Source organism: Promicromonospora sp. NPDC050262 (genome assembly GCF_040655935.1).
GTDB lineage: Bacteria > Actinomycetota > Actinomycetes > Actinomycetales > Cellulomonadaceae > Promicromonospora.
Map to the genome: position 1 here is coordinate 342,549 of NZ_JBFAKX010000005.1, position 21,984 is coordinate 364,532.

At 71.9% G+C, this 21,984-nt stretch carries 22 protein-coding genes; 7 read left to right on the forward strand and 15 right to left on the reverse strand.

Annotation, left to right across the window (positions count from 1 at the left end):
• Window positions 1-226 precede the first annotated feature (226 nt).
• The gene (locus tag AB0I29_RS10855; protein ID WP_357481427.1) at window positions 227-1,495 is read left to right on the forward strand and encodes a class I SAM-dependent methyltransferase; all 1,269 of its coding nucleotides are present in this window, start codon (window positions 227-229) and stop codon (window positions 1,493-1,495) included.
• Entirely contained in the window at window positions 1,492-2,667 is a 1,176-nt protein-coding gene (locus AB0I29_RS10860) for a glutamate--cysteine ligase (RefSeq protein WP_285101071.1), read from the forward strand. The genes AB0I29_RS10855 and AB0I29_RS10860 overlap by 4 nt, the downstream gene beginning before the upstream one ends.
• 28 nt (window positions 2,668-2,695) lie before the next feature.
• On the opposite strand, the gene AB0I29_RS10865 is transcribed toward AB0I29_RS10860, so the two are convergent.
• The gene (locus tag AB0I29_RS10865; protein ID WP_285101069.1) at window positions 2,696-3,313 is read right to left on the reverse strand and encodes a malonic semialdehyde reductase; all 618 of its coding nucleotides are present in this window, start codon (window positions 3,311-3,313) and stop codon (window positions 2,696-2,698) included.
• 122 nt (window positions 3,314-3,435) lie between these two features.
• Here AB0I29_RS10865 and tsaD point away from each other — a divergent pair, with 122 nt between their 5' ends.
• Entirely contained in the window at window positions 3,436-4,479 is a 1,044-nt protein-coding gene (gene tsaD / locus AB0I29_RS10870; protein ID WP_357481432.1) for a tRNA (adenosine(37)-N6)-threonylcarbamoyltransferase complex transferase subunit TsaD, read from the forward strand.
• A gap of 101 nt (window positions 4,480-4,580) precedes the next feature.
• Window positions 4,581-5,306: a hypothetical protein gene (locus tag AB0I29_RS10875; protein ID WP_357481434.1), complete on the forward strand. Its 726-nt coding sequence runs from the start codon at window positions 4,581-4,583 to the stop codon at window positions 5,304-5,306.
• Between the two features lie 28 nt (window positions 5,307-5,334).
• On the opposite strand, the gene AB0I29_RS10880 is transcribed toward AB0I29_RS10875, so the two are convergent.
• The 8 genes from AB0I29_RS10880 to AB0I29_RS10915 form a co-directional block, all read right to left on the reverse strand.
• The gene (locus AB0I29_RS10880; RefSeq protein ID WP_357481437.1) at window positions 5,335-6,192 is read right to left on the reverse strand and encodes a sulfurtransferase; all 858 of its coding nucleotides are present in this window, start codon (window positions 6,190-6,192) and stop codon (window positions 5,335-5,337) included.
• A gap of 115 nt (window positions 6,193-6,307) precedes the next feature.
• Window positions 6,308-6,868 carry a ribosomal protein S18-alanine N-acetyltransferase gene (gene rimI, locus AB0I29_RS10885; protein ID WP_357481440.1) on the reverse strand — a complete coding sequence of 187 codons (561 nt, stop codon included), beginning with the start codon at window positions 6,866-6,868 and terminating at the stop codon, window positions 6,308-6,310.
• Window positions 6,865-7,635, reverse strand: coding sequence for a tRNA (adenosine(37)-N6)-threonylcarbamoyltransferase complex dimerization subunit type 1 TsaB (gene tsaB / locus AB0I29_RS10890; protein ID WP_285101060.1), 771 nt, complete (start codon window positions 7,633-7,635; stop codon window positions 6,865-6,867). Before tsaB ends, rimI begins: the two co-directional genes overlap by 4 nt.
• Window positions 7,636-7,997: 362 nt before the next feature.
• The gene (locus AB0I29_RS10895; protein ID WP_357481443.1) at window positions 7,998-8,480 is read right to left on the reverse strand and encodes an SUKH-4 family immunity protein; all 483 of its coding nucleotides are present in this window, start codon (window positions 8,478-8,480) and stop codon (window positions 7,998-8,000) included.
• Between the two features lie 108 nt (window positions 8,481-8,588).
• Entirely contained in the window at window positions 8,589-8,813 is a 225-nt protein-coding gene (locus tag AB0I29_RS10900) for a nucleic acid/nucleotide deaminase domain-containing protein (RefSeq protein WP_357481479.1), read from the reverse strand.
• A gap of 19 nt (window positions 8,814-8,832) precedes the next feature.
• Window positions 8,833-9,408, reverse strand: coding sequence for a tRNA (adenosine(37)-N6)-threonylcarbamoyltransferase complex ATPase subunit type 1 TsaE (gene tsaE / locus AB0I29_RS10905; RefSeq protein WP_357481445.1), 576 nt, complete (start codon window positions 9,406-9,408; stop codon window positions 8,833-8,835).
• The gene (gene alr / locus AB0I29_RS10910; protein ID WP_357481447.1) at window positions 9,405-10,640 is read right to left on the reverse strand and encodes an alanine racemase; all 1,236 of its coding nucleotides are present in this window, start codon (window positions 10,638-10,640) and stop codon (window positions 9,405-9,407) included. Before alr ends, tsaE begins: the two co-directional genes overlap by 4 nt.
• Window positions 10,641-10,687: 47 nt before the next feature.
• Entirely contained in the window at window positions 10,688-11,716 is a 1,029-nt protein-coding gene (locus AB0I29_RS10915) for a pseudouridine synthase (RefSeq protein WP_357481449.1), read from the reverse strand.
• A gap of 79 nt (window positions 11,717-11,795) precedes the next feature.
• Here AB0I29_RS10915 and AB0I29_RS10920 point away from each other — a divergent pair, with 79 nt between their 5' ends.
• Window positions 11,796-12,278: a glutathione peroxidase gene (locus AB0I29_RS10920; RefSeq protein WP_357481451.1), complete on the forward strand. Its 483-nt coding sequence runs from the start codon at window positions 11,796-11,798 to the stop codon at window positions 12,276-12,278.
• Window positions 12,279-12,300: 22 nt separating this feature from the next.
• On the opposite strand, the gene AB0I29_RS10925 is transcribed toward AB0I29_RS10920, so the two are convergent.
• Window positions 12,301-12,606, reverse strand: a complete 306-nt coding sequence (locus AB0I29_RS10925) for a hypothetical protein (protein ID WP_285101048.1) — start codon at window positions 12,604-12,606, stop codon at window positions 12,301-12,303.
• Window positions 12,607-12,748: 142 nt separating this feature from the next.
• Here AB0I29_RS10925 and AB0I29_RS10930 point away from each other — a divergent pair, with 142 nt between their 5' ends.
• On the forward strand, window positions 12,749-13,222 hold the full coding sequence (locus tag AB0I29_RS10930) for a GNAT family N-acetyltransferase (RefSeq protein ID WP_357481453.1): 474 nt from the start codon (window positions 12,749-12,751) through the stop codon (window positions 13,220-13,222).
• Window positions 13,223-13,256: 34 nt separating this feature from the next.
• Here AB0I29_RS10930 and AB0I29_RS10935 read toward each other — a convergent pair whose 3' ends face one another.
• From AB0I29_RS10935 to AB0I29_RS10945, 3 genes are all read right to left on the reverse strand, one after another.
• Entirely contained in the window at window positions 13,257-13,898 is a 642-nt protein-coding gene (locus AB0I29_RS10935) for a response regulator transcription factor (RefSeq protein ID WP_357481455.1), read from the reverse strand.
• Window positions 13,891-15,174: a histidine kinase gene (locus AB0I29_RS10940; protein WP_357481457.1), complete on the reverse strand. Its 1,284-nt coding sequence runs from the start codon at window positions 15,172-15,174 to the stop codon at window positions 13,891-13,893. Before AB0I29_RS10940 ends, AB0I29_RS10935 begins: the two co-directional genes overlap by 8 nt.
• 64 nt (window positions 15,175-15,238) lie before the next feature.
• A complete protein-coding gene (locus tag AB0I29_RS10945; RefSeq protein WP_357481459.1) occupies window positions 15,239-16,369 on the reverse strand; it encodes a hypothetical protein in 1,131 nt (376 codons plus the stop codon).
• 128 nt (window positions 16,370-16,497) lie between these two features.
• On the opposite strand from AB0I29_RS10945, the gene AB0I29_RS10950 reads away from it, so the two are divergent.
• Window positions 16,498-17,259, forward strand: a complete 762-nt coding sequence (locus AB0I29_RS10950) for a methyltransferase domain-containing protein (protein ID WP_357481461.1) — start codon at window positions 16,498-16,500, stop codon at window positions 17,257-17,259.
• 87 nt (window positions 17,260-17,346) lie between these two features.
• Here AB0I29_RS10950 and AB0I29_RS10955 read toward each other — a convergent pair whose 3' ends face one another.
• Both AB0I29_RS10955 and AB0I29_RS10960 read right to left on the reverse strand, forming a co-directional pair.
• A complete protein-coding gene (locus AB0I29_RS10955; protein ID WP_357481463.1) occupies window positions 17,347-18,720 on the reverse strand; it encodes a copper amine oxidase in 1,374 nt (457 codons plus the stop codon).
• 141 nt (window positions 18,721-18,861) lie between these two features.
• Window positions 18,862-21,771: a choice-of-anchor G family protein gene (locus AB0I29_RS10960; RefSeq protein WP_357481465.1), complete on the reverse strand. Its 2,910-nt coding sequence runs from the start codon at window positions 21,769-21,771 to the stop codon at window positions 18,862-18,864.
• Window positions 21,772-21,984 lie beyond the last annotated feature (213 nt).

Genomic DNA, 21,984 nt, shown 5'->3' on the forward strand with positions numbered 1-21,984 from the left:
CGTCTGGGTCCTCCGCCGAGGGCCCCGACTACCGGGATCCGCGGCGATGAACAACCCCAAATCTAGGTCGGCACTAGCACTCGGTCAAGGCGAGTGCCAATCGGGTGGACCACCTCACACGCCCGGCGCGCGACGCGCCGTCCGCACTTCGAGATCTCGCCATCTCTACGAAAAGGTTGCGTACAGCCACTCGTCATGACCTGGACAAACGTGGAAAGATCTTCCCATGGATGCGGCGATTCTGAGCAAACTCCTCAGCCCCGACGGCTGGGCCCTGCTTGCGGCTCTTCCGCCGTACGACGAGCGCGACGCGATGAAGACCGTGACCACCCTGCGCTCCCAGGGCGTCGCGGCGGACCTCGCGGCCGCCGTGGTCACCCAGTCCCGCCTGCGTGCCCGCGCGCGGGCCAAGTTCGGTGACTTCGCCGACGGGATGCTCTTCACCGCGGACGGTCTGGAGCAGGCCACGCGGCTCGTCGTCGCGGCGCTGCACGCCCGACGGTACCTCGAGGCGGGCGTGACCACCCTCGCCGACCTCACCTGCGGCATCGGCGCCGACTCCCTCGCGTTCGCCGGAACGGGGCTGCGCGTCGTCGCGACCGACCTCGACGAGTGCACGGCCGCCATCGCGCGGTGGAACCTGCGCCACTTCCCCGAGGCGGAGGTGCGGCACGCCGACGGTCTGACGCTCGACCTGCGCGCCGAGGGCATCGACGCCGTGTACGCCGATCCCGCCCGGCGCGTGCGCGGCGGCGGGGGCGGCCGCAGCAGCCGCATCTTCGACCCGCGCGCCTACGAGCCCCCGCTCGACTCCGTCTGGGCGCTGCGGGAGTCGGTGCCGGCCGTCGGCATCAAAGTGGGTCCGGGCATCGCGCACGACGGGCTGCCCGACGACGCCGAGACGCAGTGGGTCTCCGTCAACGGCGACGTGGTCGAGGCCGGGCTCTGGTTCGGCCCGCTCGCGCCCGACGGCCCCGGCCGCTCGGCGCTCGTGCTGCGCACGTTCACCGACGACGACGGCAAGGAGCACACCCTCAGCCGCACCCTGCGCGGCGACGGCACGCAGCCGGACGTCGGCGGCGTCGGGCAATACCTCTACGAGCCCGACGGCGCGGTCATCCGCGCCGGGCTCGTGGGCGAGGCGGCCGCCGAGCTGGGCGGACGCCTCGTCGACCCGACCATCGCGTACGTCACCACCGACGACCCCGCCGCGCTTCCGCCGGCGCGGCCCGCCGAGGCCGCCGGGGTGCAGGCCCCGATCGCGACCGGATACCGGGTGCTCGACACCATGCCGTTCGGCCTGAAGCGGCTCAAGTCCTATCTCCGCGACCGGAACGTCGGGCGCATCACGATCAAGAAGCGGGGCACCGCGGTGGTGCCTGAACAACTTCGCAAGCAGCTCGTGCTCACCGGAACCGAGGAGGCGACGATCGTGCTCACGCGTGTGGCAGGCAACCAACAGGTACTCCTCGTCGAACCCCTGGGAGCCGTATGAGCTCGCCGACACGGCTCGGCTTCGGCGATTCCCCACGATCGACCGTGGGCCTCGAGTGGGAGATCGGGCTCGTCGAGCCCGGCACCGCCGACCTGGCACAGGCAGGCCCGGCGGTGCTCGAGGCTCTCGCGCGCGGCGGCGGCAACCAGCAGCAGGGCCCCGCGGGCTATGCCGCGCACGTCACCGGCGAGTTCATGAAGAACACCATCGAGCTGGTCTCCGGGGTCGGCCGGACCGTCGCCGACGCCGGGGCGGACCTCAGCCGGATGCTCGAAGGCGTGCGGACGGTGACCGACCCGATGGGCCTGGAGCTCATGGGCGGCGGCACCCACCCGTTCGCGAAGGGAGCCGACCAGGAGATCGGGGAGAAGGAGCGCTACGCCCGCATCCGCGAGCGCAGCGGGGTCTGGGGTTCGCAGCTCGTCATCTGGGGGCTGCACGTCCACGTCGGCATCGAGCACCGGGACAAGGCCCTGCCGCTGATGCGCGGGATGCTCAAGTATTTTCCGCACCTGCAGGCGCTGTCCGCCGGGTCGCCGTACTGGGCCGGCGAGCACTCGGGGTACGCCTCGAACCGGTCGCTGCTGTTCCAGCAGATCCCGAGCTCTGGCCTGCCGGTCGCGTTCAAGACCTGGCAGGAGCTCGAGGCGTACGCGGGCGACATGCTGCACGTGGGCGCGGTCGAGGCGTTCAACGAGGTCCACTGGGACGTCCGCCCCTCGCCGAAGTTCGGCACGCTCGAGGTCCGGGTGTGCGACGGCCCGACCAACCTCACCGAGGCCCTCACGCTGGCCGCGCTGGTGCACTGTCTCGTGGAGCACCTGTCCACGCAGCTCGACCACGGCCGAGACCTCGTCGAGCTGCCGCCGTGGTACGTGGCGGAGAACAAGTTCCGCTCGGCCCGGTACGGGCTGGACGCCACCGTGATCCTCGACGCCGACGGCAACCAGGGGCCGGTCGCCGACGCGATCGGCAAGCTGCTGGTCGAGCTGGAGCCCGTGGCCCATCGGCTGGGTTGCGCGGCGGAGCTGGCCGGGGTGCGGGACATCCTCCGCACCGGGCCGTCGTACAAGCGACAGGAGCAGGTCGCCGCCGCGCACGACGGCGACCTGGTGCAGGTGGTACGCGCGATGCTGGAGGAGATGCGGACCGGCCGGCCGCTGCCCGGCTGACGGCGCCGCCCGGTCCCGCCGCGTCCGGTCAGATGACCTGCGCGGCGTCGTCGAAGCTCAGGCGCGGGGCGCGGGGGCGGGTGGTGTCGGCGCCGTCGGCCGCGCTGACGTTGACGACGAGGAGGCCCTTCCAGCCGTTGTCGGCGAAGAACTCCGCGTCGATCTGGTCGTAGATCCCGTGCATCGGGCCGACGGCGAGACCGGCGGCGCGCAGGCCGACGATCAGGTAGCCGGCCTGGATGAGGGCGCTGGTGCGCGCCATCTCGGCGCGCGCCCCGGCGTCGCCGGCGAACATGTCGCGAGCGCCCGGCATGTGCGGGATCAGCCGGTCGAGGTGCTCGTGGAAGTCGGTGTCGTACGCGAGCACGAGGGTGACGGGGGCGTTCCGCACGCGCTCCTGGTTGCCCTCGGGCACGCGGGCCACGAGACGCTCCCGGGCCTCCGGCGTGCGGACGACGAGCATGCGCAGCGGGCTCGTGTTCATGGCGGTCGGGCCCCACTTGACGAGGTCGTAGACGGCGGCGAGCTGCTCGTCGGTCACGTCCGACTCGGCGAAGGTGGTCACGGTCCGCGCGGTGCGGAACAGACGGTCGGCGGTCGCGTCGTCGATGGCGAGGCCCTGGGCCTCAAGAACGGTGTCGGTCATACGCGCGACAACAAGTTGCTCCAAGCGATAGTTCCAGATTCAACCGTGACGTCCCGCACGTCCGTGTGTCACATCCCGCTCGGTTCCCCGCTCACCGACGCCGGGGAACTAGGCTGGAGCACATGGCAGATCCACTGGTGCTCGGTATCGAGACCTCCTGCGACGAGACCGGCGTCGCGCTGGTCCGCGGAAACGACCTGCTGGTCGACGCGGTGGCCAGCTCGATGGAGGAGCACGCTCGCTACGGCGGAATCATCCCCGAGGTCGCCAGCCGGGCCCACCTCGAGGCGATGATCCCCACGATCCAGAAGGCCCTCGGCGAGGCTGACGTCGACCTGTCCGAGGTCGACGCCATCGCGGTCACGGCAGGACCCGGGCTCGTCGGGCCGCTCACGATCGGCGCGTCCGCCGCGAAGGCCCTGTCCATCGGCCTGAACAAGCCGCTGTACGGCGTGAACCACGTGATCGGCCACGCGTGCGTGGACCAGCTCGTGGACGGTCCCCTGCCGGAGCGGGCGATGGCGCTCGTGGTGAGCGGCGGGCACAGCTCGCTGCTGCTGGTGGACGACATCGCCACGAACGTCACGGAGCTCGGCTCCACGCTCGACGACGCCGCGGGCGAGGCCTTCGACAAGGTCGGCCGCCTGCTCGGCCTGCCCTACCCCGGCGGCCCGCACATCGACCGCCTCGCGCGCGAGGGCGACCCGACCGCCATCCGGTTCCCCCGCGGCCTCACGGCCGCGAAGGACCAGGCCAAGCACGCCTACGACTTCTCGTTCTCCGGCCTCAAGACCGCGGTGGCCCGCTGGGTCGAGGCCCGTACGGACGCCGGCCAGGAGATCCCGGTGCACGACGTCGCGGCGTCGTTCGCCGAGGCCGTCGCCGACGTGCTCACGGCCAAGACGATCGCCGCCTGCCACAAGCACGGTGTCGACACGCTCGTGGTCGGCGGCGGCTTCTCCGCCAACAGCCAGCTGCGCGAGATGGCGGCCAAGCGGTGCGCCGAGGCCGGCATCGACCTGCGCATCCCGCCGATCCGCTACTGCACGGACAACGGCGCGATGATCGCGGCGCTCGGCTCCGCCGTGGTGCGGGCCGGGGTGGCCCCGAGCGACCTGGACATCCCGGTGGACTCGTCGATGCCGCTGACGACGATCACCGTCTGACCGGCTCCGACCGCTGAGTGCGGGATATTCGCCCTTCTGGCACGCTGAAAAGGGCGAATATCCCGCACTCAGCGTCCGCGGAGGGCTCTACGCTGCCTCCCGTGTGGGTCAGGACACTGGAGAAGCTCGAGCCCGTTCCCGTCATCGAGACGGCGCGGCGGCTGTGCGACCGCATCGGCGCGCGGTTCCCCGACCGCGGCATCCACCTCGTGGCCCAGGAGCTCGTGGGCCTGACCGAACAGGTGGCGGACACCTCCGCCGGGACGCGTCGGCGCAGCCGCCTGGTCCAGGGGGCCTCGCGCGGCATGATCGCCGTCGTCGTGCTGGTCGCGCTGGTCGCGTTCGGTTTTGCCGTGGAGGCCGCGTTCACCGAGGCGCCCGACAACGGCCTGGACTGGCTGCCGCTCATCGAGAGCGCCGTGAACGACGTGGTGTTCGTCGCGATCGCCGTCATCGTGCTGCACTCGGTCCCGCAGCGCGTGCAGCGTTCCGACCTGCTGGCCAAGCTGCACCGGCTGCGCTCCCTGGCGCACATCATCGACATGCACCAGCTCACCAAGGAGCCGGAGCGGCTCCGAGACGCGTTCGCGAGCGGTGAGGGCGCCGACGTCGACCTGACGCCCGAGCAGGTCGAGTACTACCTCGAGTACTGCACCGAGCTGCTGTCGATCGTGGGCAAGGCCGCGGCGCTGTGCGCCGAGGAGTCGCAGGACGACATCGTGCTGAGCACGGTGTCGACCATCGAGTCGCTCACCCTGGGGATGTCCCGCAAGGTGTGGCAGAAGATCTTCGTGCTCGGCGACGGGCGCGCGACGCCGGCACCCTGACCTCGCCGGCCGGACGCGGCCCGGCGGATCAGCCCACCGCGACGGGCCGCGCCGGGTCGTTCGACCACTGCGACCACGAGCCCGGGTACAGGGCCGCGTCCACGCCGACGATCGCGAGGGCCGCCACCTCGTGCGACGCCGTGACGCCCGACCCGCAGTACACCCCGACGGTCCCGCCGTCCGCGACCCCGAGCTCGCCGAAGCGCCGCTTGAGGTCCCCGGTCGGCAGGAACCGGCCGTCCGGTCCCAGGTTCTCGCTGGTCGGCGCGCTGACGGCGCCGGGGACGTGCCCGGCCTGCGGGTCCACGGGCTCCACCTCGCCGCGGTACCGCTCGGCGGCCCGGGCGTCCAGGAGCAGACCCGCGCCGTCAGCCAGCTCGGCAGCCTGGTCGGCGTCGAGCACGGGCATCCCACCCGGCTGCACGACGACGTCGCCCGGCTCGGGCGTGACGTCACCCGGTTCGAGGGCGCGCCCCTGCGCGGTCCAGGCCGCGAGGCCGCCGTCGAGGATGCGCACGTCCTGCACGCCGAAGTACCGCAGCAGCCACCAGGCGCGCGCGGCGGACGTGCCGCCGACGGAGTCGTAAACCACGACCCGTGAGTCCGCCGAGACACCCCAGCGGCGCGCGGCCTGCTGGAACGCCGACGCCGAGGGCAGCGGGTGCCGCCCGTCGGCAGGCGACCCGTGCGCGGCCAGCTCGGTCTCCAGGTCCACGTACACGGCGCCCGGGAGGTGGCCGGCGCGGTACTGGTCGTGGCCGTCGGTCATGCCGAGCGCCCAGCGGACGTCGAGCACGACGGGCCGCCCCTCGACCGGGTCGGCGCCCGGGCCGACCTGGAGGTCGGCGGCCAGCGTGGCGGCGTCGACCAGAACTCGTTCCCTCATGCCGTGGCATCCCTCATCATCGGTCACCAATATGGACGGTCGAACTTGCTAAACGTACTATTCCGAGCCTCGGATTAGTACGTTTAGCAGGTTCGGGTAGGTAGTTTCGGCTGCCTCAGGCCGCGTCTCCCGTGGCGTCGTCGGGGGTGTCGTTCGGAGCGTCCACCGGGGACTCCACCGGAGCGTCCGTGGGGTGCGCGGCGGCGTTCAGGTCCAGCCGCATCGTGTACGCGTCCACGTCCTCGGGCTGGTAGTAGCGCTTGCGCACGCCCAGGATCTCGAAGCCGAAGTCCCGGTACATCTCGATGGCGGGCTGGTTGTCGACCCGCACCTCCAGCAGGACCGCCTCCGCCTTGACCTTGCGGGAGCGCTCGATGAGCGCGTCCATGAGCTGGCGGCCCACGCCGTGGCGCTGGACGTCGGGGTCCACGCCGATGGTCATGATCTGCGTGACGTCGCCGTCGAACCACAGCCCGGCGTAGCCGACGACGGGTTGCTCCCCCGCCCGGTCGAGCCGCTCCGGCTCGGCCACGATGTACCAGCGGCCCAGGCCGGCGAGCTCGTCGGCGAGCATGCCGTAGGTCCAGGCGCCCCGGCCGAAGAGCTGACGCTCCAACTGCAGCACGCGGTCGAAGTCGGCGTTGCGCAGCGGGCGCAGCCGAACCTCGGTGATCATGCGGCACCACCCGTGGCGGCCGTGGCCGTTCCACCGCCGGAGCCGGCGCCCGTGCCGGTCGGCGACCCCGGCTCGTGCACGTCCGGCCGCCGCAGGTACAGCGGCTCGGTCGGCAGCTCCTCGCCCGCGGCGCGCCGGACGAGCGCCAGCCGGGCGAGCACAGTCGCGTCAGGGACGAGCGGGGCGTCGTCGGCCACCGGGAGGAACTCGGGGTAGAGCATCGCGCCCTCGCCGACCACGACGGGCAGCGGAGCGTCGCCGGCGTCCGGCGTCGGGAGCTGGCCCTGGGCCACGAAGCCGGCCCGGTCGACGTCCGGCCCGGCGGTCCGCTCCACGACGGGGACGCCGTGCGGCCCCTCGTGCGCGACCACGCGGTAGCGCGCCCAGTAGACCTCCTTGCGGCGGGCGTCGGAGGTCGCCAGGATCTCCTGCCCCGCGCGCAGCCCGAGGTCGCTGACCGCCTGCACCGCCAGCGCGTCGAGGCTGGGCACGCCCAGCACCGGGATGCCCAGGGAGAGCGCGAGCGTGCGAGCGGTCACCAGCCCGACGCGCAGCCCCGTGAACGGGGCGGGCCCCGTGCCGGCGACGACGGCGGTCAGGTCGGTGCGCTCGATCCCTGCCTCGTCGAGGACCTCGGTGATCAGGGGCGCGAGCGACTCGGCGTGCCTGCGGCGCTCGTCGGAGGAGCGGGACGCGAGGCGCGTACCGTCCTCGTCGACGAGCGAGACGGCGACGGCTGCGGAGGTATCGAGAGCTAGAACGGCCACGTGACCAGGGTATTACTTACTGGGCGGGTCGTCTGGCACGTAACCACATCAGGCACCCCGCCGATGAACACAACTCGGCCCACATGGTTCCGTGCACCTAAGCAGTACGCCCGATTTAGGCTCAGTAGACCATTCGAACTGTGGTACCCATCCGCCACCAATTACTCCGCCGAACTCGGTCCCTCAACGAACGATCACTCTAACTGAAATAACAGTCTCGGCAGAGAGACCGTCGAGCAGAATCTCCTCGACCCGCCTTTGGTCCGAAGCGTTGACATCGCAGCGACTTTCGCCCTACTGAAGTCGGCTCATCGCACCCAGAAGGGTCAAGTAGACGCAATCAAGCACCGCCAATCGGGCAGTCACTCCTCAGCATAGTCGCCGATGGCCACGTCATTAAGGATCGTGAACCAGTACCCCGGGTCGTTGTCAAAAATCGTGGAGTCGATCGCGAGAAGCGCCTCTTTCAACGCTTCAGCCAGAACCTCTCGTTCCTCAAGCTCGCCTTCGATTGAACCACATGGGTAACGACGCGCAAACTCTTCCAGACAGGCCAAGAATTGTTCTGGCGACGCGCTCACATGCCACACGCTGCTGTCAGCCAAATTGAGGAAGACGACTTCTCCAGAGACGACGTCTACACAAAAATCCGCACCATCCCCACCTTCGCCGACTCGAATAATGGTTCGTGCGCCGCCATTGGCCTCAACTCGACGGGTGGTGGGTTCGGCGAATCCGAATAGTAGGTCCTCAGCCGGTAGCCCGACCTCGCTCAGAAACCGCTTAGCAGGCTCGTTACGCAGGTCCGCCAGGGCCTGTTTGGAGTACTTCACTCGCAATGACATTCCAGATCCATTCCAAACAATTTCAGGATAATCGTGGACGCAGACAGGCCCTGCATTTTACCAGTTCCCGGAGAGTGCGTCGGCAAATACTCCGCGCACAGCCGCCAACTAGCTAGCGCGGGAACTGCCGCTTGCGGCTGAAGTGGTCCAATTCCAAGACCAAGACCAAGACCAAGACCAAGAGGTTGGTATGCCGGAGAGAGCCGGGCCGCACAAGTTTTGGCAAGGCTGCAACTCTGAATAGATCTCGGAAATATTGTCCTTGCCGAACGCACGGATCAATTTATTCTCAGCATGGTTCCCTCGCCCCTTTGAGGAGAATGCAACTTCAATCCGCTCGTTTCCCGAAGAATCAGCCCCGCAACGCCCCGAAGTCCACGCCGACCCACCGCGGCCCCACCGCGCGGATCGTCACCCTGCGCGTCCCCGCCTCCGGGTCCTCGGCCGGCTCCACGCCGGGGTCGAACGCCGGTGCAGCACCCCGTGGCCGCTCGAGGTCGATCTCCAGGCGGTCGTCGGCGAGCGTCTCGGCGAGGCCGCGCCCCCACTCCACGACCGTCACGGAGTCCTCGAGGGACGAGTCCAGGTCGAGCGCGTCGAGCTCACCCAGCCCGCCGAGGCGGTAGGCGTCGACGTGCACCAGCCCAGGTCCGCGAGTGCCGTCCTCGCGCGGCAGGGGCGGGTGCTCGCGCGCCACGATGAAGGTGGGCGACGCCACCTGGCCGCGCACGTTCAGCGCGGCTCCGATGCCCTGGGTCAGGGTCGTCTTGCCCGCGCCGAGGTCGCCGGTGAGGATCACCAGGTCCCCGGAGCGCAGCACCCCGGCGAGCGCGGCCCCGAAGGCGCGCGTCGTATCGGCGTCGGGCAGCTCGATGACCACCGCCTCCGACGTCGAGATGTCGCTCGGTCCGTTCACTGCCCCGCTCACGCGGTCTCCCTTCCTGCCGTGCCCACGTACACACGGGGCACGCGCGCCCCGAGGCGCGTCACGATCTCGTAGCTGATGGTGCCGGCGGCCTGCGCCCAGTCCTCGGCGTTGGGCGCTCCGGCACGGGTCAGGCCGTCCGACGCCCCGAACAATGTCACCACGTCCCCGGCCTGCTCGGGTGCGTACGGGCCGAGGTCCAGCATGATCTGGTCCATGCACACCCGGCCCGCGACGCGCAGCACCCGAGCGGTGCCGAGGCCGGTCGCGGGTGCGGCGACGTCGTCCACACCCCCGCCCACCAGCACCGGCCCGCCCGGGCCGAGCGAGCCGCCGGACGCATGCCGGGGAATCCCGTCCGAGTAGCCGAGCGGCACGACGCCGAGGACCGTGTCCTGCGGCGTGACGTAGAAGTGGCCGTACGAGACGCCGTGGCCCTCTGGCACACGCTTGACCGTGGCGAGCCGCGCCTCCAGCGTCATCGCAGGCCGCAGGCCGTAGTCGCCCGGTACGCCGAGCTGCGGCACCGGCGAGAGGCCGTAGACGGCGATGCCGGGGCGCACCAGGTCGTAGTGCGCGGCCGGGTTGGTCAGGGTCGCCGCGGAGTTGGCGATGTGCCGCACCTCGAGGTCGAACCCGGCCGCCTCGACGGTCCGGACCGCGTCGTCGAACACGTGGGTCTGCATCTTCACCGACGGGTCGTCGGGCTCGTCCGCGAGCGCGTAGTGCGACATGACGCCGATGATCGCGAGCGCACCCTCGGCCTGCAGCGCCTTCGCGCGGTCGAGGACGGCGGGCAGGTCGTCGGGCATGATCCCGTTGCGGCCCAGCCCGGTGTCGACCTTGAGGTGCACGCGGGCGGTGCGACCCGCGACCCGGGCGCCGTCGGCCACCTCGTCGAGGGCCCAGGCCGCGGCCACGGCGACGTCGATGTCGTCGCGCACCAGGTCGGCCAGGGGTGCGCCGGGCGCGTAGAGCCAGGTCAGGATGCGCGGGCCGGGTCCGACGGCGGCGCGGATCGCGAGCGCCTCCGTGCTCTGCGCCGCCCCCAGCCAGGTCGCTCCGCCCGCGAGCGCCGCCCGGGCCGCGGGGGCCAGGCCGTGCCCGTACGCGTCGGCCTTGACGACGGCCATGACCTGGGCGGTCGCGGCGGTCGCCCGCAGGGCGCGCACGTTGTCGCGGATCGCGTCGAGGTCGACGACCGCGCGGGCGGGATAGTCGGGGGCGGTACTCATCGCACCGATTCTTGCACCTGTCAGATCCTGGTGGACGGGTCAGACGCTCAGGTCGCTCCGGGGACCTGGGCGTCCGGCACGTCCGGGGGTGTCGAGGGGCCCCATTCGCTGAGCACCCGGCGGGACTCGAAGCGACGGGGCAGGCCGGACAGCGGGTCCGTGAGCTCCAGGGAGCGGGACAGGAGCTGGAGCGGCCGGTCGAAGTCGTCGGGGTCGGTGGCGCGCAGCTCGGGCCAGAACGGGTCGTGCAGGATCGGCAGCCCGAGCGACGCCATGTGCAGCCGGAGCTGGTGGGTCTTGCCGGTGTGCGGCTCCAGGCGGTACAGGCCGAGGCCCCGGGTCTCGTCGACGGCGGAGAGCGTGATCAGCGACTCCGCGTTCGGCTCCCCGGGCACTTCCTCGGCGCGCGTGACGCCGCGCCGCTTCACGATGCGGCTGCGCAGGGTGACGGGCTCGCCCAGGGCCAGGCGCCCGTCCGACGGAGGCAGCGGGGCCACCGCCTCGTACACCTTGCGCACCTCGCGGCGGGCGAACGCCTCCTGGTACGCGCCGCGCACCTCGGGCCGGACCGTGAGCACCAGCACACCGGCGGTGCCGCGGTCGAGCCGGTGGGCCGGGGAGAGCTCGGGCAGGTCGAGCGTGACCCGGAGGCGCACGAGCGCCGTCTCCCGCACCCACCGCCCGCGCGGCATCGTCGCGAGGAAGTGCGGCTTGTCCACGACCAGCAGGTCCTCGTCGCGGTGCAGCACCTCGGGCTCGAACGGGATGCGGTCCTCGTGGGCGGGCGGGTCGCGGTACAGGTACAGGAACCCGCGCGGTTCGTACGGCGTGGTCGGGGTGAGGGGTTCGCCGTGGCCGGTGACGACCTCGCCCAGGGCGACCTTCTCGAGCAGCCGGTCGGAGTCGTCGCGGAACCGGTCCAGCAGGTAGTCGAGCGCGTACGGGAACCGCACGACGACGTCGGGGTCGTGCGGCAGCACGATCCGCGTGGGGTTGAGCCCGTCCCGCACGGGCAGCGGGGGCCGGTGCTTGGCGGGGCCGGGGCTACGTCGTTCGCCCGACGGCGGGTGGGTCACGTCGCCAACCTAACCCGACGGGTGCTCGCTGGTGCGCGGAGGGTTCCGTTGACCCGGACAACGGGTGGAAGATGAGCGGGTGACCCTCTACGACATTCCCTTCCACACGATGGACGGCACCGAGATCTCGCTGGCCGACCACAAGGAGGACGTCGTCCTCGTGGTGAACGTGGCCTCGCGGTGCGGCCTGGCCCCGCAGTACGCGACCCTCGAGGAGCTGCAGAAGAAGTACCAGGACCGCGGTTTCACGGTGCTGGGCTTCCCCAGCAACCAGTTCCTGCAGGAGCTGAGCTCGAACGAGAAGATCGCCGAGTTCTGCTCCATGACGTACGGCGTCACGTTCCCCGTGCTCGACAAGATCCGGCTGAACGGGCGGCACGCGCACCCGCTCTACGTGGAGCTCAAGAAGACGGAGGACGCCGCGGGGCACTCGGGCAAGATCCGCTGGAACTTCGAGAAGTTCCTGGTGCTGCCCGGCGGCGACGTGCGTCGCTACGCGCCGAAGACCCTGCCGGACGACCCGGCGATCATCGACGAGATCGAGGCGCACCTGCCCCGTTGACGCCCGGCCGGCGGGCCGGCCCTCACCCGGGGTCGCCCGCCGCGAGCGTGAGCCGCATCGCGACGGGCACCACGTCCGAGGCGTCCCCGAGCCAACCGGTCCAGACACGGGTCAGGCCCAGCTCCCGCCCCGGGTCCGGGTCCACCGGTGACAGCCGGTACCGGGTCACGAGCGGCAGGGCCGTGAGCTCGTTGACCGTCAGTATCTCGATGACCAGCACGTCCACCCGGTCCAGGCCGAATGCCAGCCAGTCCTGATCCACCCGCAGCGAGAGCGTGTCGAGCGCCGAGAGACGGGACATCACCGCGCTGAATGCTGTATTCGTCATGCACCCTTGACGCGCGAACCTCACCGAGGTCACAGCACTTCGGGAAAATGTTGCACGGCAATCTTCGCCCGCCCCTGTGCAGGTCCGGTACGCAAATCTCAGCGGTGGTGCCCTGGGTGAAGCAGGGCCGTACCCTGGGGCAATGGTCGAGTACCGATTCCGGCAGGCCACGCCCGAGGATGCGCAGGCGCTCCTGGACGTGGAGCGCGCCGCTGGGATCGCGGCGCTGGGCCACATCTTCCCGCCGGGCATGTACCCGTTCCCGTCCGACGAGGTGCTGGCCAAGTGGCAGGCAGCGGTCGTCGAGCCGGGCGTCCGCGTCCACGTGCTGGACGACGACGCCGAGCGCGCCCGCCTGGCCTGCTTCGTCGCCCACGACGAGCGGCTGCTGCGGCACCTTGCCGTGCACCCGTCGCACTGGGGCAGCGGCCTGGCCCGGGCCGCCATGGACGTGGCGGTCGCCGAGATGGACGACCCCCGGCTGTGGTGCCTCGCCGACAACGACCAGGCGATCGGCTTCTACGAGCACCTCGGCTGGCGCCGCACGGGTCGCAGCAAGACCTCGGACTACGCGCCGTTCCCGGACGAGATCGAGATGGTCCTGCGCCGGGACTGACCCGCTCCGGCGCGGGACCGTCGGCGGCGACCGGCTACAGCTCCACCAGCCCCGCCCGGTAGCCTAGCACCACGGCCTGCGTCCGGTCGCGCGCCTGCAGCTTGGCCAGCACGGATGCCACGTGCGTCCGCACCGTCTCGACGCCGACCACGAGCGCCGCGGCGATCTCCGCGTTCGTCATCCCCTGCGCCACCAGCGCCAGCACCTCCCGCTCGCGCGGCGTCAGCGCCGGCGCCCCCGCCGTCGCGCGCGGCCGCGTGCGCACCAGGTCGCGCAGCGCCTGCGGGTACAGCAGGCTCTGCCCGACGGCGACGGTCCGGACGGCCTGCACCATCTCGTCGGCCCCGGCGCGCTTGAGCAGGAACCCCGACGCCCCGGCCGTGAGCGCGTCGAGCACGTACCCGTCGTGCTCGAACGTGGTCACCACGAGCACCCGGGGCGGCTGCGGCAGCCGGAGCACCAGCTCGGTCGCGCGCAGGCCGTCCACGCCCGGCATCCGCACGTCCATGCAGACGACGTCGGGCCGCAGGCTCCGCGCCAGCTCGACCGCCCGCGCGCCGTCGCCCGCCTCGCCCACGACCTCCAGGTCGGGCTCCGCGTCCAGGATGAGGCGCAGGCCGCTGCGGACGAGCGGCTCGTCGTCGGCGAGGAGCACCCGCACGGGGGCGTCAGGCATCGGGTTCCTTCTGGTCGGTCCGGACGGGAGCACAGGGCAGGGTCGCACGGAGCACCCAGCGGTCGCCGTCGGGCCCAGCCTCCGCCGTCCCGCCGAACAGGGCGACCCGTTCCCGGACACCGGCCAGGCCGCGCCCGCCGGCGCGCCCGCCGGCCGACCGACCACCAGCGTGCCCGTCGGCCCGACGCCGCCCCGGCCCCGCACCACCGCGCACGGGGTTCACCACCTCGATCAGCACCCGATCGCCGCCCTGCCCCACGGCGAGCCCCACGGTGAGCCGCACCGGACCGGGGCCGCCGTGCCGGTGCGCGTTGGTGAGCGCCTCGGTGACGATCCGCTGCACCGTGCGGCTCAGGAGGGCGGGCAGGCCGGCCGGCAGGTCGACGGTCGCACTCAGGTCCAGGCCGGCGCGACGGTGGGCCTGGACGACGTCGTCCAGGGCGGGTGCGAGGGCCAGGGGGGCGGTGGCGTCGGCGTCGTCCCGCAGGACCGCGAGGAGCTGGTCGAGCTCGGCGAGCGCCGACCGGGCCGTGTCCTCGATGGCCGCGAGCGCGTCGGCGGCCGCGTCGGGGTTCGCCGCGACGACGCGTCGTCCGGCCGCCGCCTGCACGCTGACGACGGTCAGGGCGTGGCCGATGCCGTCGTGCAGCTCGCGCGCGAGCCGCGTGTGCTCGGCCTCGCGCCCGGCGCGGGCGAGCGCGGTCTCCATCCGGTCGTGCGGCGTGGGACCGAGCACGCGCCCGGCGAGCGCGGCGGCCGCCGCCCCGAGCGGCCAGGTGGCCACGAGCGCCAGCAGCCCGACGACGCTGCAGGCCGCCAGCCGCAGCACCGCCTCGGGCGCGCCGGCCGACAACGGGAAGCCGGACCCGAACGAGCGCCCCGCCACCGTCTCGACGGCGATCAGCACCGCGCCGGGGAGCACGGCGAACAGGCAGACGGCGACGAGCATCCCGGTCGCCAGGTGCAGCACCACCCAGGCCGCGGTCCGGACCCGGTGGGCGAGCCGGGGCCGGGCCGGGACCACGAGCTCGGTGTCGACGTCGAGCAGCGCGCGGGCCGCCGTGACCTCCAGCTCCCGGGCGCCCGGTACCAGGCCGAGCCCGACGGCGGCGGCGACCGCCACGACCGCGACCACCCACGCGGGCAGCCCCGTGACCGCGGAGAACAGCGGGCTGTACACGAGCAGCACGAGGGCCAGCCCGATCGCCGCGCCGAGCATGTGCCAGGCGAACCGCCGGGCGAGGTACCGCGCGAGGTGCCGCGTCGTCGCCTGCATGCCGTCATCCTCTCCGGTCGCCGGGGCCGCCCGCCAGGTCAGCACGTCGGGTCGGCACGTCACGTCACGCCGTGGCGGTCCTGGCGGGGGCGGCCTCGCCCGCACCGGAGGTTCGGCCCTCGGCGCCGACCGCCCCACGCTCGGTCCGGAGCCGGTGCGCCACGTACCCCCAGACGGCGAGCGCCAGGGCCGGGCCCCAGTACCAGCACGGGAAGGCGATGGCGCCGACGACCGCCTCGGCCGGGCCCTGGCCGCTGAACATGACCAGCATGGGGATCGCCGAGAAGATGAGCGTCACCGCGATCAGGCCACCGGGCACGGCGGCCGCGGCGATCGGGACCCGGCGTCCGGCGAGGCCGGGCATCCACCGGGGGAACACCTCGCCCCAGGGCCGGATCAGGCCGAGGGTGAGGAAGAACCCGAGCCACGCTCCGCTGGACAGCGTGAGCCCCCAGATCCGGGTGGACATGTCCAGGTCGAACCCGAGCTGGGGCCACGGTGTGAGCCAGGTGAGCCGGATCAGGGCGTAGGGCAGCGGTCCGGTGGCGGCCACGACGGTGATGGCCGTCCGGTGCCGCACCACCCAGTCGGTGGCCCGCTCGACGGCCGGCGTCCCGGCCAGCGCCTGCGTGCCGACGGCCGCCCAGAGCGTCCCGGTGATCAGGACCAGCAGCGACAGGAACAGCCCGGCGCGGTTCTCCACGAGGCCGGAGCCGAGCATCCGGAGGATCCCGCCGAGCGCGTCCCGGGCCAGGAAGCCGCCGACGAGGAGCAGGACCAGGCCGGGCACCCCGACCGTCCAGCGCGCCACACGGTACCGGCGGACCACCTGCACGAGCAGGACCACGACGGCGGCGGGCATCGCCATGGCGACCAGATAGCCCATGGTGGACAGCGGCCCGGTGCCCTGGAGCACCACGCCGAACACGGCGAGCTGCAGCACGGCGGTCGCGACGCGGCCGCGCGTGCCGACGGCCCCGGCGAGCGCCGCGATACCGCCGGCGACGCCGGTCAGCGCGATGACGACGTGCACGACGCTCGCTGTGCCAGGCCCGGCCAGGCCCGCCAGGAGCGCGGCCCCCGGCACCGCGTAGACGGTCGGCCAGAGATCGAGGAGCCAGGCGAGGCCGAGCACCGCGAGCGCTCCGCTCGCGACGGTGGCGCCGAGGAGCGTGGCGCGGGTGAGGCGTGACATGACGGTTCCCTCCGGTCGGTGGTGGTGCGGTATGCCTCCACGCTCCCGTCCACGGCCCGTGCCGCGTCTCCCCCGGTCGGGGGATATCCGCTGGTAGGCGGGGGACTCCCCGGGCTACGTTCGCCGGCATGACGTTCGAGGAGCAGGTCGCCGAGGGAGCCGCCGTCCCCACCGACGGCTGGGACTTCTCGTGGTTCGCGGGCCGGGCCACCGAGGAGCGCCCCGGGTGGGGTTACGTGCGGCTGTGCGGCGAGCGCCTGGGTCGGGCCGACGCCGCGCTCGACGTCGACACCGGCGGCGGCGAGGTCTTCGCCGAGGCACTGGGGCGGGCCGAGCGCGTGCCCGGCGTCGTGCGCGCCGTCGAGGGCTGGGCGCCGAACCACCGGCTGGCCTCCGCCGCGCTGGCGCCCTACGGCGGTGTGGTGACCCTGGTCGACGACGGCGCCGCCCCGCTCCCCTACGACGACGGCACGTTCGACCTCGTGCTGAGCCGCCACCCGGTCTCGTTCCCGTACGCCGAGGCGGCACGGGTGCTGGCACCCGGCGGCACGCTGCTGGTCCAGGAGGTGGGGGCGGGCTCGAACCGCGAGCTGTACGAGTTCCTCATGGGGCCGCAGGCGAACGACGACGCCGGGTACGTGGAGCGGCTGCGCGGACGGGTGACGGGGGCAGGGCTCGACGTGGTCGACCTGCGCGACGCCCGGACGCGGGTGGAGTTCTTCGACCTGGCGGCGGTCGTGCACTTCCTGCGGAAGGTCCTGTGGACGGTGCCCGGCTTCTCCGTGGACGCGTACCGGGACCGGCTGCGCGCGCTGTACGACCACATCGCGGAGCACGGCTCCTTCGTCTGCCACAGCCGCCGCACCCTGGTCGAGGCACGAAAGCCCTGACCACCCGGCTGACTCGCAGGTCCGGAGCCGGCGAGTCAGTCGTCGGGTCGGACCACCCCACTGACTCGTGGGTACGGGGTCGGCGAGTCAGTGACCCGGTCCCGCGTCCGGCTTCCCGTTCACGTCCTCGCGGGCCGGCGGCGGGTCGGCGCGCTGCGCCGTCAGGTCACGTGGCGTCAGCGTGAACCCCTGCCAGTGCATCTCCATGGGGCTCTGGTCCTCGTCGCGCGCCACGTGGTGGAAGCCGACGGCGACCCACGTGACGACGTCGGACAGCTCCGTCTCGTCCTGCGCGAAGTCGAGCACACCCGAGCCGCAGGACCCCTCCTTGTTGGCCGTCGCGTAGAGCTGACAGTCGTCCGCCTCGGTGAACGCGATGGCGTAGCCGCCGCCGGCGTCGCTGCCGCCGTGCCTGTGGTCCTGGGTGAGCTGGAAAGGCGTCGTCGCACCCAGCTCGACCTGGTAGGAGATCTCGTGCCCGTCCGCGTTGAGCACGTCGGGGTTGACCACCCGCCACCAGCGCCGGTCCGCCGCCGTGGCCGTGCCCTCGCGCGGGATCCGGGTCAGTGCCCCCTCGACCAGCGGCGCCCGCGGGCCCACCTCGCCGGTCGGCGCGGCGTCGTACTGCTCCACGACCTGGCCGCCCTGCCCGCCGAGCGCCCAGTGCACCCGCCAGACCGCGTTGTGCGAGTGGCTGGTGGCGTAGTCCGTGTCGCCGGGGCCGACGGGCCAGCCGTGGGCCGGGTCGTCCCCGTAGTCCTCGGGCGACAGGTCGCCGGTCGCGCCGAGGTCGGACCGGATGCTGCCGTCCCCGCCGAACGTGTACTGGCTGACGTACTCGTACCAGCCGACCTTCGAGATCGTCGAGAGCCGCAGGTCCGTGCGGCGGGCCACCTCGGTGCCCGTCGTGTCGCCGCTCCGGTACGCGATCCCGCCGTCGACCACCTCCTGGCACAGCACGGCGCGGCGCTCCCCGCCGCCGCCCATCGAGCCGTCGCCGATCTTGGGCACGTACGTCTCGAGCCGTTCGCCCAGGCACTCCGGCTCGGTGAGGGTCATGATGTGGCTGCCGCCGAAGCCCTGGGTCGTGATGTCCTCGGTGTTGCGCAGGCCGGTGTCGTACGGCACCTCCAGCTGCCCGATGGACAGCTCGGCGAGCACCTGCACCGGCTCGTCGCCGGCGGGCGTGAAGTACACGTCGTCGAGCACCAGCCCGCGGCTGGCGTCGATCCGCCAGCACATGGTCCACGTGGAACCGCTGAGCAGCTCCTCCGTGACCGGTTCGTTCTCCGCGCACGTCACGTGCGCGCTGCCCGACGCCCGCGTGTCCTCGCCCCGCGGGGCCGGCGCGGCAGGCAGAGCCTGTTCCACCACCATGATCGCGGCCACGACGAGCGCGACGATGGCGGTCGCCGCGACGATCGCCGGTATCAACCTGCGCTTGGACGACACCTCGCGCACGACGTTCCCCCCGATCTCAGTTCCCGGCCCCCTGCGGGCCCTGACAGGACCGGCCCGGTGCGACGATGTCGCACCGGGCCGGCCTTACCGCTCCGGACGCCTGCCTGCTGCGTCCGTCCTGCTACGTCGGCGACTCAGCCGTCAGACGGCCTTCGAGTCGTCGGACATGCGGCCCATCGCGGTGGCGAAGGCCTGGCTGATCTCGCGGCGACGCTTGATCATGACCGCACCGGCGCCGAGCAGCAGCACCGTCGCACCGATCAGGATGCCCACGTTCGCACCGGTGGCGGCGAGGCCGCCGTCACCGTTGTCGCCGTCGCCGCCGCCGACGGCGGTGGAGACAACCTCGAAGGTGGCCATGGCCGAGTCGCCCTCGACCGTGCTGACGGCGATGCCCTGGTGCTCACCGACGTTGAGCTTCTCGTCGACCGTGAAGGTCCACTGGACGTTGCCCTCGCTGTCTGCGGCCTGGGCCTGCAGCGCGAACGACGTCGAGTTGATGATGCCGACGACCTGCTCGCCGGGCTCGAAGCCCGATGCGTAGAAGGTCTGCTCGTCACCCTGCTGGACCGTCGGGTGCTCGAAACGGGCCGTCAGGTCGCGCCCGTCGCCGCCACCGGTGTTCTCGGTGACCACGATCGGCGTCTGCGCGCCCTCGCTGCCGTCCTCGGGCTGCGCGTCCACGATGATGACGCCCGGCTCGGTGCCCTCGGGAACGGTGATCGGGGTGGTGAAGCCGCAGTCCTCGTCCACCAGCACGGTGACCGGGTCACCGATCTTGTTGCCCTCGGTGTCGAAGAGCTGCACGACCACGTTCACGCCGGCCGGGAAGCCGGTGCCCGTGACCTGCACCTCGTCGCCCGCCTCGACGACGGTCGGGTCGGCCGTGATGGCCGGGTCGGTGCACTCCTCACCCTGGTTGTCCGGGTTCAGGATCTCCAGCGGTGCCTCGGCACCCTCGCTGCCGTCCTCCGGCTCTGCCTCGACCACGTGGTCGCCGGGCTCGGCGTCCTCGGGGACGGTCAGGTCCGTGATGAAGCCACAGGCGTCGTCCGGGGTGACCGTGACGGCGTCGCCCACCGGGTTGCCCTCGGCGTCGCGCAGCTGCACGACGACCGGGACGCCGGCCGGGAAGCCCTGGCCGATGACCGAGACGGTGTCGCCCGGGTAGGCGGCGTTCGGCACGACGGTCAGCGTCGGGTCCATGGCGCAGACGTCGGCGCCCGAGATCACGGCCAGCGGGGCCTCTGCGGCCTGGCCGGTCGTGTCGTCGGTGCCGACGACCGTGTAGTCGCCGAGCTCGGCGTCCGCGGGGACCGGCACCGGGGTGGTGAAGGTGCCCTCGGAGTCGGTGTCGACCGGGATGGCGTCACCCACGGGGTTGCCCTCGGGGTCGGTCAGCTGAACCGTGGCGGTCGAGTCCGGCGTGTAGCCCTCACCCGTCGCGACGGTCGACTGACCCGGAGCGACAGAGCCGGGGACCACGGTCAGGGACGGGTCGATCTCGCCCGTGCCACCGTCGCCACCGATGCGGACGGCGGCGTTGCCCAGGTTGATGCGAGCGACCTCGTTGGCCGGCAGCAGCGCGATGCTCAGCGCCGACAGCTCGAAGGAGGTCTCCGCGGCCGCGGCCTTGGTGGAGGTCTGGGTCACGCCCTCGGAGCTGACCTGACGGTTGATCGTGATGGAGAGGACCTGCGACAGGACGTCGAAGACCGGCGAGAGCAGCTCGCGGATCGGCTTCGTGATGGAGTCCGTCTTGAGGTCGTTGATCAGCAGGTTGAAGATGTTGTCACCCTCGTCGCTGATCAGCAGGTCGTACACCGGGGCCAGGATCGGCGCCAGGGCCGGGCCGAGCGTGTTGATGGTGCTGACCAGGAGCTCGGCGACCGGGGCCATCGTGCCCGTGCTGTTGTTCACGGCCTCGGGGAAGTTGCCGTTCACGGCGTCGGCCAGCGGCAGCGACCACGAGACGTCGAGGTTGCCCAGCGGGCTCTCGTCGGTGAAGGCGATGTTGATCGTCACCGAGTTCAGCGAGTCCTCGATCGCGCCGATGAGGATGTTGGTGACTTCCTCCATCAGCTCGTGCACGGTCTCCGCGATGAGCGGGTAGGTCGTGTCGTCGATGAGCTCGGTGTTCGGGTCGAGCGCGTTGATGCCGCCCTCGTTCGGGCCGTCCACGAGCTTGTCGAGGTGCACCTCGAGCTGGCCGGTCGACAGGTCGATCGTGATGAGCTGGTTCGCCGAGGTGATCGGCTCACCCACGACGGACTGGAACAGGTTCTCCTGCATGTTGCTGTCGACGGTGATCGACGGCGTCGGGACGCCCGGGATCGCGTCGAACAGGCCGGTCAGCGCGCTCTCGTCGAGGTTCTCGTTGACGAGGTCCTCGACGGTCGTGTCGATGGTGCCGCCGATGTCGTAGATCGACGAGGCAGCGTCCTCGATGACCGGCGAGTGCAGCGTCAGGTCCAGGTCGGCCACGCGGTACTGGCCGAGGCCACCCACGCCGTCCTGGTCCAGGATCACGCCGTCCTCGGCCTTGACCTCGGCCGCACCGGCGCCCGCCTCCAGCAGGAGCTGGTCGACGATCTTGTCCGTGAGGCCGTCGACGCCCAGCAGGCGCGCGACGGACAGCACGTCCACGGTGGCCTTGCCGAAGTCCTCGGTCTCGCCGTCCAGGGTCACGCCGCCGTCGGCGCCGGCCAGGCCGGAGACCGCGTACGCGTCGACCGGGGACGACGCCTCGCTCTTGCTGGCCAGCGCACCGAGCTGACCGAAGTCCAGGATCTCGTCGAGGGGAACCTCGACGTCACCGAGACGGATGAGCTCCGAGCCGAGCAGCTCGACGTTCAGGTTGCCCTCGTTCGGGCCTGCGTTCGAGACCGAGCCGGCCTCCGAGTAGGCGGCTGCGAGCAGCGCCTCCTGGAAGAGCGTCGAGTCGAGGACGCTCGCAGCGGCCTCCGACGGCTCGTCCGGGTAGTTGTCCACAGCCGCGACTGCCGGCAGGCCCGTGGTGGTCACCACGAGGGCCGACGCCGCGACCGTCACCAGAGATCGGCGCAGTACGAGGCCACCCCTTCGACGGCGTGACGGTACTTGCGTTGGGTTCAACGGAATTCACTCCTCCACGTTCGCGCTTAAGAAAAAGCGTCCGGATCGGTACGTGATCACGTCCGGATCTCGGGGCGATGGCATGAGGCACACCGGCTCCCGGCCATCAGGGAACAGTGGTTCTCAGCCGCCTGCCAGGCAGGGCCGTAA

What these genes read in the sequence shown, in the direction of transcription:
- AB0I29_RS10940 (WP_357481457.1), bottom strand. Translation starts at nt 15,174, where the DNA reads ATGCAGGCGACGACGCGGCACCTCGCGCGGTACCTCGCCCGGCGGTTC.
- AB0I29_RS10935 (WP_357481455.1), bottom strand. Translation starts at nt 13,898, where the DNA reads ATGCCTGACGCCCCCGTGCGGGTGCTCCTCGCCGACGACGAGCCGCTC.
- AB0I29_RS10860 (WP_285101071.1), top strand. Translation starts at nt 1,492, where the DNA reads ATGAGCTCGCCGACACGGCTCGGCTTCGGCGATTCCCCACGATCGACC.
- AB0I29_RS10865 (WP_285101069.1), bottom strand. Translation starts at nt 3,313, where the DNA reads ATGACCGACACCGTTCTTGAGGCCCAGGGCCTCGCCATCGACGACGCG.
- tsaD (WP_357481432.1), top strand. Translation starts at nt 3,436, where the DNA reads ATGGCAGATCCACTGGTGCTCGGTATCGAGACCTCCTGCGACGAGACC.
- AB0I29_RS10855 (WP_357481427.1), top strand. Translation starts at nt 227, where the DNA reads ATGGATGCGGCGATTCTGAGCAAACTCCTCAGCCCCGACGGCTGGGCC.
- AB0I29_RS10930 (WP_357481453.1), top strand. Translation starts at nt 12,749, where the DNA reads ATGGTCGAGTACCGATTCCGGCAGGCCACGCCCGAGGATGCGCAGGCG.
- AB0I29_RS10895 (WP_357481443.1), bottom strand. Translation starts at nt 8,480, where the DNA reads ATGTCATTGCGAGTGAAGTACTCCAAACAGGCCCTGGCGGACCTGCGT.
- AB0I29_RS10950 (WP_357481461.1), top strand. Translation starts at nt 16,498, where the DNA reads ATGACGTTCGAGGAGCAGGTCGCCGAGGGAGCCGCCGTCCCCACCGAC.
- AB0I29_RS10925 (WP_285101048.1), bottom strand. Translation starts at nt 12,606, where the DNA reads ATGACGAATACAGCATTCAGCGCGGTGATGTCCCGTCTCTCGGCGCTC.
- alr (WP_357481447.1), bottom strand. Translation starts at nt 10,640, where the DNA reads ATGAGTACCGCCCCCGACTATCCCGCCCGCGCGGTCGTCGACCTCGAC.
- AB0I29_RS10880 (WP_357481437.1), bottom strand. Translation starts at nt 6,192, where the DNA reads ATGAGGGAACGAGTTCTGGTCGACGCCGCCACGCTGGCCGCCGACCTC.
- AB0I29_RS10945 (WP_357481459.1), bottom strand. Translation starts at nt 16,369, where the DNA reads ATGTCACGCCTCACCCGCGCCACGCTCCTCGGCGCCACCGTCGCGAGC.
- rimI (WP_357481440.1), bottom strand. Translation starts at nt 6,868, where the DNA reads ATGATCACCGAGGTTCGGCTGCGCCCGCTGCGCAACGCCGACTTCGAC.